Source organism: Rhizobium fabae, assembly GCF_003985135.1.
GTDB classification, from domain to species: Bacteria; Pseudomonadota; Alphaproteobacteria; order Rhizobiales; family Rhizobiaceae; genus Rhizobium; species Rhizobium pisi.
Window position 1 is genome coordinate 28,943 of the sequence record NZ_ML133669.1, and the last position, 12,805, is coordinate 41,747.

Genomic DNA, 12,805 nt, shown 5'->3' on the forward strand with positions numbered 1-12,805 from the left:
ACGGCGCGCGCCTTTACCGGAGGAAAATCGATGTCAGCCAGCACCATCAAATTGCATGTCAGCCACACCTACAGAGCCCCGCCCGCCGTCGTCTACGATGCCTGGCTCAACCCCGAAATCGCCCGGCGTTTCCTGTTTGCGACCGATGACGGCCATGTCATCCGCGCCGAAATCGATCCGCATGTCGGCGGCCGCTTCCTCGTCGTCGACCGCCGCCCGACCGGCGATGCCTTCCATCAGGGGGTTTTCCTGGAACTGAAGCGTCCTCGGCACATGGCCTTCAGCTTTTCCGTCGAGGACCACGACCACAATTGCGACCGTGTCGAAATCGACATCGAACCTCTCGGCGGCGGCAGTCGTCTGACACTGACTCACGAAATGTGCGCCGAATGGGCCGAACACGAAGAAAAGACCCGGCAAGGCTGGGCTCATGTGGTTGAAGGGCTCGCCAGGGAGCTGGAACAGCAGCAGCAGTTGAAGGCTACGGGTTGAGTGGCACGCTGAAATCCCGAAGGAAGCGGGTCGCACCGTCCTCGTCGATCTCGCCTGATGCGACGGCAAGAACGAAAGTGTAGAGATTGGCATCGGTCGTTTCGATCTCGTAGCCGTTTTCGAGAAGGAATACGCCCGCGGTGACGATCGCTATCCGCTTGTTGCCGTCGACAAACGCGTGGTTGCGGGCAAGGCCGAAAAGATATGCGGCGGCGAGTTCGATGACGTCGTCGCAGCCGTAATTTGCCTTATACATTGGCCGGCCAAGGGCGGACTCCAGCGCACCTTCATCACGCAGTCCGGCGAGTCCACCGAAGCGCTCGATCTGTATCTTCTGCAGACTCTCCACCAATGGTCTCGTTAGGAACCTGAAGGCCATTATTCGGCCAGCTTTTTCAAGGCGACCTTATACTTGTCCATGAAATAACGTGCTGCCTCGAGCTGGCGAGACAAATCCTCATCGACCGGCTTCATATTGATGCCGCCGTTTTCCATCTGCAGTTCCAGTGAATCGCCCGTCTTCAATCCAAGACGGTCGAGAACCTCCTTGGGGATAATAATACCGTCGGAATTGCCGATCTTGCGGATCGTGACGTTCATCGCTTCATCCTTCGCGTGGTAACGGAGTTATAACAGAGGGACGAGCAGGCGACAATATCTATCCCGCCATTTGCCTGATGCTTTTTCTCCGCACCATCCATGCAGAATGCGCTGCGATCGCCGCCACCAGGATGCCGCCGCCGAGGAGTGTCATCGTCGCCGGCGTTTCTGCAAGAATCAGCCAGACCCAGATCGGTGCAAGCACCGTTTCGAGCAGGTAGAACATGCCGACTTCAGGGCCGGAGAGGTAACGCGGGCCGGTCGCCAGGCACCAGAAGGCGAGCGGCATCATGACCGCGCCGTTGAGAACGATCCAGGCGGGATGTGCGATCGAAAAACCGCCCGCCGGCATGAGGGCGATCAAACCGACCGTCGCCGGCAGCACCGTCGAAAGCAGCGAGACGAAGCCCATTTCACGGCCGGAGGCGCGGCTGATGGTGATGGCGGCTGCGATGATAAAGGCGGTCAGCAACGCCATGGCGTCGCCGAAGAGATGTCCGCCCGAAAGCCCATCGCGCACGATCAGGCCGACGCCGAAGATCATCGCCGCCATGGCGATCAGCGTTGCTGCCGCCGGCCGTTCCTTGAGGAAGATCCAGGAAAGCAGGGCGGCGAACATCGGATTGAAGGCGACGATGAAAACCACATTGGCGGTCGAGGTGTTGAAGACCGCTAGAAGAAAGATCACCGTTGTCAGGCCGTAGAGCACACCGGTGATGAGCCCCGGCCAGCCTGGTACGAGCAGCGGCCAGCGCCCGTTGGCGATCCGCAGCACTGCGGCAACCACCAACGTCACGACAAGGGTCGCGATGCTTCTCGCTGCAAGGATCGACCACAGCTCGCCATCGGCAAGCCTCGTGAGCGGGATATCCACGGAAAGTGCCAGCCCGCCGATCGCCGTCAGCAGCAGGCCCTTCCGATGGTCGGAAAGCGTGGTGGGGAACATTCAGTCGTGGGGACTCTCGGGCATGGATGCGGGATCGAAACGTTCCCAGCCGCGCGGGGTCAGATGTTCCTGCGGCTGGAAGCGCGTCTTGTAATCCATCTTCCGCGATCCTTGCACCCAGTATCCGAGATAGACATGCGGCAGGCCGAGCGCTTTCGTGCGCCTGACATGGTCGAGAATCATGAAGGTGCCGAGCGAGCGCCGCTCGAGCGCCGGGTTGAAATAGGAATAGACCATCGACAGCCCGTCGCTCATCGTATCGGTCAACGCCGCGGCAAGCAGCTCGCCCTTCGGCCGCTGCTCCAGCCCGGAGCCTTCCTCGCGTCGGCGATATTCGATGATTCTCGTGTTCACATGCGTGTCTTCGACCATGATCGCATAGTCGAGCACGGTCATATCGGACATGCCGCCCTGCTGGTGGCGAAAATCGAGATAGCGTCGGAAGAGCGAATATTGCTCGCTGGAAGGCTGGGCTGCGAATTCGGTGGCGATGACATCCGAATTGGCGGCGAGCACCCGCTTCATCGATTTCGTCGGCTCGAATTCCTGGGCGAGAATTCGTACGGAAACGCAGGCGCGACAGGATTCGCAGGCCGGGCGATAGGCGATGTTCTGTGAACGGCGGAAGCCGCCCTGCGTCAGGATATCATTCATCTCGGCGGCGCGCGGGCCGACCAGATGGGTGAAAACCTTACGCTCCATCTCGTGCGGCAGATACGGACACGTAGCCGGAGCCGTCAGATAAAACTGCGGGGATGGCGTTGTCTGCGTATTCATTTGTCGCGGAAGTTTCCTTATCGAGACAGTGCCGTTTTCTGACAGCATGACCTAAGAATAAAAAACGTCAACAGCGGGACGGTTTTCGCCCTTCATTTCAGTCCTCTAATTTTAGATATGGAGCGTCGCGGGCACCCGGCAAAGGGAAGGCGGAGACTTTTTTGTCTCCGCCGCGAAGTCTCGACCGAAGTTTCAGGCAGTGCGTATCGTCGCCGTGCCGACCAGCAGGTCGTGGATGAGACGGCTGCGTTCGATAAACAGGCCGGCAAGCAGGATGAGCGGCGTCAGAACCGAGTTGAGGATCCAGAACAGCGCCAGATGCACGATTGCCGTCAGGAAATCCATCGGCCGCCCGTCGACGCGCACGATCGCGATCCCCATTGCGCGCATGCCGAGCGAGGCCTGGCTCGGTCCGCCCACAGTCAGGCCGAAGTAAATGCCGGCGACGATGACGAAGAGGGCAGGGTAGAGAAAGAAGCCGAGCCCAAGCGTGACGATCGACAGGAAGAACAGCACGATCGCCGCGGGAATGCAGAGCAGCGCCACGATGACATAGTCGAGAATGAAAGCGAAGACGCGGCGGCTCAACACGCCGCTATAGGCGCGCCAGTCCTCCGGTGCGGCATAAAGCGGATTGGGGTTGTAGCTCATCTCAATCTCCTGCGGAAAAGCGATGCCGCTGATATGGTATCGGCAGGGCAAAATGCAATAATCTGCCCCAGATGCGGATGGTTTTAGGCCTGATCGGCCTAAAACCATCCGCATCTAAATCAAAGAAATAGAGCATGATGTCGTCTGAAAACCGCGGACACTTTTCGGCATCATGCTCCGATCAGCGCTTCGCGAGAATTTTCGCCACCTCGATCGCGAAATAGGTGAGGATGCCGTCGCATCCCGCCCGCTTGAACGACAGCAGCGTTTCGAGCATTGCCCGCTCGCCGTCGATCCAGCCGTTCATCGCTGCTGCCTTGATCTGCGTGTATTCGCCGGAGACCTGATAGGCGAAGGTCGGCAGGCCGAAGGCCTCCTTCATGCGCCAGCAGATGTCGAGATAGGGCAGGCCGGGCTTGACCATCAGCATGTCGGCGCCTTCCTCGACATCGAGCGCCGCGTCGCGGATCGCCTCGGTGCCGTTGGCGGGGTCGATATAGTAAGTCTTCTTGTCGCCCTTCAGCAGTCCGCCAGTCGAGATCGCCTCGCGGTAGGGACCGTAGAAGGCGGAGGCGAATTTCGTCGCATAGCTCATGATGCCGACGTTCTGGTGGCCGGCTGCGTCGAGCGCCAGGCGGATCGCGCCGATGCGCCCGTCCATCATCTCCGACGGCGCGATGATGTCGGCGCCGGCATCCGCCTGCATCACGGCGGCGCGCGCCACCTGATCCACCGTCTCGTCGTTGACGATCTCGCCGCCCCTGAGAATGCCGTCATGGCCGTGGCTGGTGAAAGGATCGAGTGCGACGTCGGTGATGACGCCGATATTGGGCACCGCCTTCTTGATCGCCGCTGTTGCCTGGTTGATCAGGTTATTGGCTTCGAGGCTGTTGGAGCCGGTCTCGTCGCGCAGCTCCATCTCGATATTCGGAAAGGTGGCGAGTGCGGGAATGCCGAGGCCGGCCGCTTCCCGCGCGGCTTCGACTGCTTTGTCGATGCTCATGCGATTGACGCCGGGCATGGCCGCGATCGGATCGACGATGCCGGAACCCGGCACGATGAAGATCGGCCAGATCAGGTCGTCGACCGTCAGCCGGTTCTCCTGTACCAGCCGGCGTGTCCAATCCGCCTTGCGGTTGCGCCGCATGCGGCGATGACCGGTGATGTCGTCGACGAGATACGTCCTGTCCTGCATGATATCTATCCTTGGCCCATTCCATTTATCGGAGCGCTCATTATCATGGCGCCTGGAAAATCCAAACCGGACGATTGGCCGCGGCGGAAAAACCCCTCGTGCATAACCCCGAAGTCGGAATCGATTTTCGGCAAGGATTATGCGCAAACAAGTGATAGAGCGTCCCTAGCGCGTCGTGTCGGACGCGCGGGCGTTCTTGTGAAGATGTAACCCCGACCGATGTTTGCGCTATGGAAACCGATTCCCCGACGATACCGAAACGCACACTGGCGGATCTCCTGTTCATCCTCTTCCTGAGGTTGGTGGCCGTATCCTGCTTTTGGTTCGGCCTGCAATATTGGGCGATGCTCGTCGGCTATTCGCTGGTCGGCGCCGGCCGCTTCGATCTTTTGAGTCTGCCATGGAAGGTGGCGAGCACCAGTCTCGCGGTGCTTTTTCCCGTCGCCTCCCTCGGTCTCTGGCTCACCGTCTCCTGGGGCCCTGTCATCTGGGTGCTGGCCGCCGGCGGTCAGATCCTCATGTATGGCCTGCTGCCTGATATTTTCGGCCCCAACAAGCTGATCATCCTGCTGCATGTCATGGTCGCAGCCGTCTACTGGATTTTCCGCCTCTTGCTCTGGCTGGAAAAGCGCCGGCATCGCCGCCAGGTAAGTGTTGATTTACCCTGAGACAACGTGGGGTTTCCGGTAAGGCTCCATTAAGCCTGCGGTTTAAGTCGAATTTTATATGTATTCGATAGGGTCTCACTCAAGGCGGGAAGAAAACACACCGCCAACCAAACAGTGAGGCAGTCATCATGAATACGAAAATCAAGCCGCAGGCGGTATCGAACTTCCGTGACCAGCAGGATCAGGGCATCCGTGATCTTTACATGGAGTCCCTTCATCTCGTTGAACGTCTTCATCGCCGTCTTCTCGACGTCATCAAGGACGAGTTCGACCGTCAGGGTCGCAGCGATGTCAACGCCATCCAGGCGCTGCTCCTTTTCAACATCGGCAATTCCGAGCTGACTGCCGGCGAGCTGCGCTCGCGTGGCTACTATCTCGGCTCCAACGTGTCCTACAACGTGAAGAAGCTGGTCGATCTCGGCTTCATCAACCACCAGCGCTCACGCATCGACCGCCGCTCGGTCCGCATCAGCTTGACCGAAACCGGCCAGGACATCGCCGAAACGGTCGCTAAGCTCTACGAACGCCACATCGCCTCGATCGACAAGGTCGGCGGCATCGGCACCGACGAGTTCACGCAGATGAACAAGCTGCTCCAGCGTCTGGACCGTTTCTGGAACGACCAGATCCTGTATCGCCTCTAAGACCCGAGGCCTCCTTCCAGGGTTGACGAAAACCGGATGCGTTCCCTGCGCGTCCGGTTTTGCCGTTTGCCCTTGCGTGGCATCTTTGCAACGCATGGCAGGCAAGCGCAAAGGCCTGTATTCAAGCCGTTTTTTAGCCGTTATTAACCGGCACGGTTTACCCGTCGTATGGTTCGTTGCATCGCGTTCCCGGCACCGGCAGTCCGTCTTCCGACCCGGCAACACGAATTGGCCATATTGGTGTGGCAGCGGAAGGCTTAACAACCGGCGCTTTCAATGGACCAGGAACGTCCAGGTTTTCCTATCGCAATCTTGTGAAGGGACGACGGAATCTCCTGATGCGCCGGTACAGGAATAGATGGGATCTGCGTTGAAAGCGCAGTGATATCGCAAAGGGCCGCGCCTCCTTGATAGCGGCATTGAGTGGTTGGGACGAATGTCGAAGAAAAACGGAATTGAAGCTCTCTCGCGCCGCGCTTTCCTTGCGTCCGCGGCAACGGTCGGGGCCAGCGCGATTGCCGCGCCGGCCTTTGCGCAATCGGCGCTCGATACGCTGATCAACGCGCCGCGCCGCGGCAACTGGGACGACCAGTTCGACGCCAAGGCGGCTTCGCGCACGGCAACCGCCGTCCTTTCCAACACGCCGATCCTCGGCCCCCAGTCGGTCGCAAGCGCACAGCAGGCGATCATGCAGTATCAGCAGATCGCGGCTGCTGGCGGTTGGCCGCAGGTCAATCCCGGTGACCAACGCCTGCAGCTCGGCGTCTCCGATCCTTCCGTCCAGGCGCTGCGCCAGCGCCTTGCGATCACCGGCGACCTGCCGCGCGAGGCCGGCATGTCGAGCGCCTTCGATTCCTATGTCGATGGCGCCGTCAAGCGCTTCCAGGCGCGTCACGGCCTGCCGGCCGATGGCGTTCTCGGCGAATTCACGCTGAAGGCGATGAACATCCCGGCCGATGTGCGCCTGCAGCAGTTGAACACCAATCTGATCCGCCTGCAGACTTTCCCGGAAGATTTGGGCCGCCGCCACCTGATGGTCAACATTCCGGCCGCCTATGTGGAAGCCGTTGAAGACGGCAGCGTTGCGACGCGCCACACCGCCGTTGTCGGCCGTCTGAGCCGCCCGACACATCTGGTCAACTCGAAGATCTACGAAGTCATTCTGAACCCGTACTGGACTGCGCCGCGCTCGATCGTCGAAAAGGACATCATGCCGCTGATGCGCAAGGATCCGACCTATCTCGAAAAGAACGCCATCCGCCTGATCGACGGCAAGGGCAACGAAGTCGCCCCGGAGACGGTTGACTGGAACGGCGAGGCACCGAACCTGATGTTCCGTCAGGACCCGGGCAAGATCAACGCCATGGCGTCGACGAAGATCAATTTCTACAACAAGAACGGCGAGTACATGCACGACACGCCGCAGCAGGGCCTGTTCAACAAGCTCATGCGCTTTGAATCGTCGGGCTGCGTGCGCGTCCAGAACGTCCGCGACTTGTCGACCTGGCTGCTGCGCGAAACACCCGGCTGGAATCGCCAGCAGATGGAGCAGGTGATCGCAAGCGGCACCAACACGCCGATCAAGCTGGCGACCGAAGTTCCCGTTTATTTCGTCTATATCTCGGCCTGGGGCATGCCCGACGGCGTCGTCCAGTTCCGAGACGACATCTATCAGATGGACGGCAATGCCGAACTCGCGCTCGATACCACGGCTGGCATGGAGCAGCCGGTCCAGTAAGCGGACGACTCTGTACCGTGATTTTTGAACCGCGCCTCTCGGGCGCGGTTTTTTTATGCCGGGGAGTGTGCTCCATAACAGGGTTCCCCAAGCATCGACGTAGCGTGGCCGCAAAAAGAGCGGAGCGCGCGCTTTGCCCAGCAAATGTCGTTCTTCGTATTGCTCTCGCTTCGGCGGAAGGCTAATACCTCAGCGCATTCCAGTTGAGGAGCCCGCCCATGACCAATGCTTCCACCGAATCCTTCTTCAATCGCTCGCTTGCGGACGTCGATCCGGAAATCTTTGGCGCGATCGGAAAGGAACTCGGTCGCCAACGGCACGAGATCGAACTGATCGCATCCGAGAACATCGTCTCCCGCGCCGTGTTGGAAGCCCAGGGCTCCATCATGACCAACAAATATGCCGAGGGTTACCCCGGCAAGCGTTATTACGGCGGCTGCCAGTTCGTCGATATCGCCGAGGAACTGGCGATCGAGCGCGCCAAGAAGCTGTTCGGCGTCAATTTCGCCAACGTCCAGCCGAATTCCGGCTCGCAGATGAACCAGGCCGTGTTCCTGGCGCTGCTGCAGCCCGGCGACACCTTCATGGGTCTCGATCTCAATTCGGGTGGCCACCTCACGCATGGTTCGCCGGTCAACATGTCCGGCAAGTGGTTCAACGTCGTTTCCTACGGTGTTCGCGAAGGCGACAACCTGCTCGACATGGACGAAGTCGAGCGCAAGGCTAAGGAAACCAAGCCGAAGCTGATCATCGCCGGCGGCACCGCCTATTCCCGCATCTGGGACTGGAAGCGTTTCCGCGAGATCGCCGACTCGGTAGGTGCTTACCTGATGGTCGACATGGCTCATATCGCCGGCCTGGTTGCTGGCGGTCAGCATCCGTCTCCGTTCCCGCATTGCCATGTCGCGACGACCACGACCCACAAGTCGCTGCGCGGTCCGCGCGGCGGCGTCATCCTCACCAATGACGAGGATCTGGCCAAGAAGTTCAATTCGGCCGTCTTCCCTGGTCTGCAGGGCGGTCCGCTGATGCACATCATCGCCGCCAAGGCCGTCGCCTTCGGCGAAGCGCTGCAGCCGGAGTTCAAGGATTACGCCGCTCAGGTCGTCAAGAACGCCCGGGCGCTTGCCGAAACGCTGATCGCTGGCGGCCTCGACGTTGTCTCCGGCGGCACCGACAACCACCTGATGCTCGTCGACCTGCGCAAGAAGAACGCCACCGGCAAGCGCGCCGAGGCAGCTCTCGGCCGCGCCTACGTCACCTGCAACAAGAACGGCATTCCCTTCGACCCGGAAAAGCCCTTTGTCACCTCGGGCGTGCGCTTGGGCGCACCGGCAGGCACGACCCGTGGCTTCAAGGAAGCGGAATTCCGCGAAATCGGCAATCTCATCGTCGAGGTTCTCGACGGCCTGAAGGTCGCCAACTCCGATGAAGGCAACGCCGCCGTCGAAGCCGCCGTGCGCGGCAAGGTGGTCAATCTGACCGACCGCTTCCCCATGTATGGCTACATGGGGTAAGGAGTAAGGATGCGCTGCCCCTATTGCGGTTCGGAAGACACCCAGGTTAAGGATTCGCGTCCGGCGGAGGACAATACGTCCATCCGCCGGCGGCGCATCTGTCCGGATTGCGGCGGCCGTTTCACCACCTTCGAGCGCGTGCAACTGCGCGAGCTGATGGTCATCAAAAAGACTGGCCGCAAGGTGCCCTTCGATCGCGACAAGCTGGTGCGCTCCTTCGAAGTGGCGCTGCGCAAGCGCCCCGTCGAGCGCGACCGCATCGAGCGTGCCGTTTCCGGCATCGTCCGCCGGCTTGAAAGCTCCGGCGAGACCGAGATTTCCTCCGAGCAGATCGGCCTACAGGTGCTCGAAGCCATGAAGAGCCTCGACGATGTCGGCTTCGTGCGCTACGCCTCGGTCTATCGGGATTTCTCCCTTGCCGAGGATTTCGAGAAAGTCATTTCGGAAATCAACGCCAAGATCGCCCGCGATCCGCTGGACGTATGACCATGGGCGAGGGGATCGCTCAGCCTGAGGACCAGCGCTTCATGGCCGCCGCGATCCGTCTGTCGCGATGGCACACGGGCCGGACTGCCACCAATCCATCCGTTGGCTGTGTTATCGTTCGCGATGGCGTCATCGTCGGCCGGGCCGTGACCGCACTCGGCGGACGCCCTCATGCCGAGCCCCAGGCGCTTGCCGAAGCCGGTGAACTCGCCCGTGGTGCCGCGGCCTATGTCACGCTCGAACCCTGTTCGCATCACGGCAAGACGCCGCCCTGCGCCGAGGCCTTGATTGCCTACGGCGTCTCCCGCATCGTTATCAGTGTGACCGATCCCGATATCAGGGTTTCCGGCCGAGGCATTTCCATGCTGCGCGACGCTGGCATCGAGGTAACGACGGGTGTGCTGGAAGAAGAGGGCAGGCGCTCGCTCGCCGGCTACCTCACCCGCCAGACGAAGAACCGCCCTTATGTGACTCTCAAGCTTGCTGTTTCGGCTGACGGCATGATCGGCCGCGAGGGCGCAGGGCAGGTGGCGATCACAGGCCCGCAGGCCCGCGCCCAGGTCCAAGCGCTACGCGCCGAAACGGACGCCATCCTGGTCGGCATCGGCACCGCAATCGCGGACGATCCGTTGCTGACGGTACGCACGCCGGGTCTCGAAGCCCAATCGCCGATCCGCATCGTGCTTGACCCCTTCCTTGCATTGCCGCTGACGAGCAAGTTAGTCGAAACGGCACGGGAAGTGCCGGTCATTGTTGTCGCCTGCGAGGAAGTATCGCCTTTGGCAGCGGATGCGGAGGGGTTACCCCCCTCTGTCCTGCCGGACATCTCCCCCACAAGGGGGGAGATCGGCAAGTGGCGTGCTCCGAATTCCCAAGCTCACTCGTCATCACCAGCAACGGAAGATGTAGAGCAGGGAGCTGTCCCCCAGCCAATCTCCCCCCTTGTGGGGGAGATGCCCGGCAGGGCAGAGGGGGGTACCTCACCCGCCGACATGGAATCTCGTAGGACTGCACTCGAAGCCGCCGGCGTCGAGATCGTCTACTGCAATCCCTATCACCCTGAAGTCCTGCTACCGGCGCTCGCCACACGCGGTATTTCCTCGCTTCTCGTCGAGGGCGGCGCAAAGACGGCGCGGCTCTTTCTCGAAGCCGGCCTCGTGGATCGCATCCAGCTCTATCAATCGCCCATTGTCATCGGCGAGGGAGGTATTGAATCCCCGCTTGATACAACCGACATACCATCCGGTTTTGCCCATCGGGGCACGTATGTATTCGGCGCTGATCGCCTGGACGAATATGAAAGAGAGAATTGATGTTCACCGGAATTGTCACTGACATCGGTACGATCGAATCTGTTTCGCAGCTCAAGGAGGGCATCAAGCTCCGCGTTGCGACGAATTACGACCCGGTGACCATCGATATGGGCGCGTCCATTTCCCATTCCGGCATCTGCCTCACAGTAACCGGCCTGCCGCAGGACGGCAGCAACGGCCGCTGGTTCGAAGTCGAGGCTTGGGAAGAGGCGCTGCGGCTGACGACGATCGGCACCTGGCGGGAAGGCAGCCGCGTCAATCTCGAACGGTCGCTGAAGGTCGGTGACGAGCTCGGCGGCCACATCGTTTCCGGCCATGTCGACGGCAAGGCAGAAATTCTCTCGGTGACATCGGAGGGCGACGCTACGCGCTATCGCCTGCGTGCGCCGGAACATCTGGCGAAGTTTGTAGCGCCCAAGGGTTCGATAGCACTCGACGGCACCTCGCTGACCGTCAACGCCGTCGACGGCACCGATTTCGACGTTCTGCTCATCCGCCATACGCTCGAAGTCACCACGTGGGGCGACCGCAAGGCCGGCGATTTCGTCAATTTCGAAGTCGATACCATGGCGCGTTATGCCGCCCGGCTCGCCGAATTTCCTACCGCAAAAACTGAATGATCGCGCCGTTATATTCCGTACGCGCCGTTTCGCGGAAGCCGAGTTTGGCTGCGACCCTGAGCGAGGGGTGGTTCTCAGGGCTGATGATGCAGGTCATCGGCCTCCCCGGAAAATGCGCTTCCGCCCAGCCGATCAGGGCGGTCAGCGCCTCGGTGGCATAACCGCGGCCATGCGCCGAGGGCATCAGCGCCCAGCCGAGTTCCATCGTCCCCTCGATCGACGGCTCCATCTCGCGTCGGGCTTCCAGGAAGCCCGCTTCGCCGATGAATTGGCCGCTGTCCTTTTCCACGATCGCGAGAAAGCCGAAGCCCATATGGTGCCACATGCCGGCAATGCGCAGCATGCGGCTCCAGCTCTGCTCGCGTGTCGACGGCGCACCGGTGATGAAGCGAACGACGTCCTCATCCGCCCACAGCGCCGCATGCGCCGAAAAATCATCGAGGCGGTGAGGGCGAAGCGTCAGCCGCTCCGTTTCAAGTGTTGGAATGTCGGTCATATCGGATACCTTCGGAGACCGAGCCATTAAGCGCCGGGCTCGCCGTCCCAATAGTCGAGATCGCTTTCCGGCCGTCCAATATGGCGGAAGCGCCTGGGCTTCACACCGTCCCTGTTCGTTTTGGCAAGAAACTTTCCGGAGTCGGGATATTCGACGATCTCCGTCTTCGCCATCGTCGAAATGCCGAGATAGATAAGCGTCGCTGTGCCGGTGTTGATGATCTGATGCGCCGTTTCCGGTCCGCCGGCCGGTGCGCCGAGCACGTCGCCCGGCTTGATCGCATGGCGTTCGTCTCCGAAGCGATATTCGCCGGCGCCCGAGATCACGTAAAAAAGCTCGTCCTCGACATGGTGGTTGTGGAAGGGGCAGCTCGATTTGCCCGGCGGCACCTCGTTGTAGCTGATGCCGAGGCCGGCGAGGCCCAAAAGCGCGCCGAACGAGATGTCGGCGCTTTCATAGAACTCGCCCTGTTTCCAGTGGTCGAGCTTGAGATCGGCGATATTGATCGCCGCTTTTGCTTCCGTCGCCATGATGCTCTCCAATGAAAGAACACAAGGGGCAGAACGCTTGTTCTGCAGGGCTTTCCCTGGGTTCGGTTGTGTTTTGACCGGCATTCTGCCGACCGGGTAAATTTTCTCCGTTCGCAGGACGGGCTTTTCCAT

16 protein-coding genes are annotated in these 12,805 nt (G+C 60.7%); 8 read left to right on the forward strand and 8 right to left on the reverse strand.

Annotated elements, in window-relative coordinates; all coding sequences use genetic code 11:
* Positions 1-30 precede the first annotated feature (30 nt).
* Positions 31-492: an SRPBCC family protein gene (locus EFB14_RS32100; RefSeq protein ID WP_125846886.1), complete on the forward strand. Its 462-nt coding sequence runs from the start codon at positions 31-33 to the stop codon at positions 490-492.
* Here the strand turns inward: EFB14_RS32100 and EFB14_RS32105 are convergent.
* The 6 genes from EFB14_RS32105 to hemB all read right to left on the reverse strand — a co-directional run bounded on the left by EFB14_RS32105 (position 482) and on the right by hemB (position 4,661).
* Positions 482-871: a type II toxin-antitoxin system death-on-curing family toxin gene (locus EFB14_RS32105; RefSeq protein WP_125846887.1), complete on the reverse strand. Its 390-nt coding sequence runs from the start codon at positions 869-871 to the stop codon at positions 482-484. The genes EFB14_RS32100 and EFB14_RS32105 overlap by 11 nt on opposite strands.
* Entirely contained in the window at positions 871-1,092 is a 222-nt protein-coding gene (locus tag EFB14_RS32110; protein ID WP_125846888.1) for an AbrB/MazE/SpoVT family DNA-binding domain-containing protein, read from the reverse strand. The genes EFB14_RS32105 and EFB14_RS32110 overlap by 1 nt, the downstream gene beginning before the upstream one ends.
* A gap of 58 nt (positions 1,093-1,150) precedes the next feature.
* A complete protein-coding gene (locus EFB14_RS32115; protein WP_126830806.1) occupies positions 1,151-2,038 on the reverse strand; it encodes a DMT family transporter in 888 nt (295 codons plus the stop codon).
* Entirely contained in the window at positions 2,039-2,815 is a 777-nt protein-coding gene (locus EFB14_RS32120; protein WP_126830808.1) for an arginyltransferase, read from the reverse strand. It abuts the gene before it with no gap.
* Between the two features lie 192 nt (positions 2,816-3,007).
* The gene (locus EFB14_RS32125; protein ID WP_125846891.1) at positions 3,008-3,466 is read right to left on the reverse strand and encodes an RDD family protein; all 459 of its coding nucleotides are present in this window, start codon (positions 3,464-3,466) and stop codon (positions 3,008-3,010) included.
* A gap of 181 nt (positions 3,467-3,647) precedes the next feature.
* Positions 3,648-4,661, reverse strand: a complete 1,014-nt coding sequence (hemB, locus tag EFB14_RS32130; RefSeq protein WP_126830810.1) for a porphobilinogen synthase — start codon at positions 4,659-4,661, stop codon at positions 3,648-3,650.
* A gap of 230 nt (positions 4,662-4,891) precedes the next feature.
* Between hemB and EFB14_RS32135 the strand changes: the two genes are divergently transcribed.
* The 7 genes from EFB14_RS32135 (at position 4,892) to EFB14_RS32165 (ending at position 11,647) form a co-directional block, all read left to right on the forward strand.
* Positions 4,892-5,329, forward strand: coding sequence for a DUF6163 family protein (locus tag EFB14_RS32135; RefSeq protein ID WP_126830812.1), 438 nt, complete (start codon positions 4,892-4,894; stop codon positions 5,327-5,329).
* A 128-nt stretch (positions 5,330-5,457) separates the two neighbouring features.
* A complete protein-coding gene (gene ldtR, locus EFB14_RS32140) occupies positions 5,458-5,973 on the forward strand; it encodes a transcriptional regulator LdtR (protein ID WP_008522155.1) in 516 nt (171 codons plus the stop codon).
* Between the two features lie 436 nt (positions 5,974-6,409).
* Positions 6,410-7,711 carry a L,D-transpeptidase family protein gene (locus tag EFB14_RS32145; protein ID WP_126830814.1) on the forward strand — a complete coding sequence of 434 codons (1,302 nt, stop codon included), beginning with the start codon at positions 6,410-6,412 and terminating at the stop codon, positions 7,709-7,711.
* Between the two features lie 218 nt (positions 7,712-7,929).
* A complete protein-coding gene (gene glyA, locus EFB14_RS32150) occupies positions 7,930-9,228 on the forward strand; it encodes a serine hydroxymethyltransferase (RefSeq protein WP_125846895.1) in 1,299 nt (432 codons plus the stop codon).
* Between the two features lie 9 nt (positions 9,229-9,237).
* Complete coding sequence (nrdR, locus tag EFB14_RS32155) at positions 9,238-9,714, forward strand: transcriptional regulator NrdR (protein WP_125846896.1); 477 nt, start codon at positions 9,238-9,240, stop codon at positions 9,712-9,714.
* Between the two features lie 2 nt (positions 9,715-9,716).
* Positions 9,717-11,027, forward strand: a complete 1,311-nt coding sequence (gene ribD / locus EFB14_RS32160) for a bifunctional diaminohydroxyphosphoribosylaminopyrimidine deaminase/5-amino-6-(5-phosphoribosylamino)uracil reductase RibD (RefSeq protein WP_126830816.1) — start codon at positions 9,717-9,719, stop codon at positions 11,025-11,027.
* Positions 11,027-11,647: a riboflavin synthase gene (locus EFB14_RS32165; protein WP_125846898.1), complete on the forward strand. Its 621-nt coding sequence runs from the start codon at positions 11,027-11,029 to the stop codon at positions 11,645-11,647. Before ribD ends, EFB14_RS32165 begins: the two co-directional genes overlap by 1 nt.
* On the opposite strand, the gene EFB14_RS32170 is transcribed toward EFB14_RS32165, so the two are convergent.
* Together EFB14_RS32170 and EFB14_RS32175 are read right to left on the reverse strand one after the other, a co-directional pair.
* Positions 11,628-12,143 (reverse strand): GNAT family N-acetyltransferase, encoded by a 516-nt coding sequence (locus EFB14_RS32170; RefSeq protein WP_125846899.1) that lies wholly within the window; start codon positions 12,141-12,143, stop codon positions 11,628-11,630. The genes EFB14_RS32165 and EFB14_RS32170 overlap by 20 nt on opposite strands.
* Positions 12,144-12,169: 26 nt before the next feature.
* Positions 12,170-12,673, reverse strand: a complete 504-nt coding sequence (locus EFB14_RS32175) for a cupin domain-containing protein (RefSeq protein WP_126830818.1) — start codon at positions 12,671-12,673, stop codon at positions 12,170-12,172.
* Between the last annotated feature and the right edge of the window lie 132 nt (positions 12,674-12,805).

Bases quoted from the DNA above. Each gene is read 5' to 3' on its own strand.
- EFB14_RS32100 (WP_125846886.1), top strand. From the start codon at position 31: ATGTCAGCCAGCACCATCAAATTGCATGTCAGCCACACCTACAGAGCC.
- EFB14_RS32105 (WP_125846887.1), bottom strand. From the start codon at position 871: ATGGCCTTCAGGTTCCTAACGAGACCATTGGTGGAGAGTCTGCAGAAG.
- EFB14_RS32110 (WP_125846888.1), bottom strand. From the start codon at position 1,092: ATGAACGTCACGATCCGCAAGATCGGCAATTCCGACGGTATTATTATC.
- EFB14_RS32115 (WP_126830806.1), bottom strand. From the start codon at position 2,038: ATGTTCCCCACCACGCTTTCCGACCATCGGAAGGGCCTGCTGCTGACG.
- EFB14_RS32120 (WP_126830808.1), bottom strand. From the start codon at position 2,815: ATGAATACGCAGACAACGCCATCCCCGCAGTTTTATCTGACGGCTCCG.
- EFB14_RS32125 (WP_125846891.1), bottom strand. From the start codon at position 3,466: ATGAGCTACAACCCCAATCCGCTTTATGCCGCACCGGAGGACTGGCGC.
- hemB (WP_126830810.1), bottom strand. From the start codon at position 4,661: ATGCAGGACAGGACGTATCTCGTCGACGACATCACCGGTCATCGCCGC.
- EFB14_RS32135 (WP_126830812.1), top strand. From the start codon at position 4,892: ATGGAAACCGATTCCCCGACGATACCGAAACGCACACTGGCGGATCTC.
- ldtR (WP_008522155.1), top strand. From the start codon at position 5,458: ATGAATACGAAAATCAAGCCGCAGGCGGTATCGAACTTCCGTGACCAG.
- EFB14_RS32145 (WP_126830814.1), top strand. From the start codon at position 6,410: ATGTCGAAGAAAAACGGAATTGAAGCTCTCTCGCGCCGCGCTTTCCTT.
- glyA (WP_125846895.1), top strand. From the start codon at position 7,930: ATGACCAATGCTTCCACCGAATCCTTCTTCAATCGCTCGCTTGCGGAC.
- nrdR (WP_125846896.1), top strand. From the start codon at position 9,238: ATGCGCTGCCCCTATTGCGGTTCGGAAGACACCCAGGTTAAGGATTCG.
- ribD (WP_126830816.1), top strand. From the start codon at position 9,717: ATGGGCGAGGGGATCGCTCAGCCTGAGGACCAGCGCTTCATGGCCGCC.
- EFB14_RS32165 (WP_125846898.1), top strand. From the start codon at position 11,027: ATGTTCACCGGAATTGTCACTGACATCGGTACGATCGAATCTGTTTCG.
- EFB14_RS32170 (WP_125846899.1), bottom strand. From the start codon at position 12,143: ATGACCGACATTCCAACACTTGAAACGGAGCGGCTGACGCTTCGCCCT.
- EFB14_RS32175 (WP_126830818.1), bottom strand. From the start codon at position 12,673: ATGGCGACGGAAGCAAAAGCGGCGATCAATATCGCCGATCTCAAGCTC.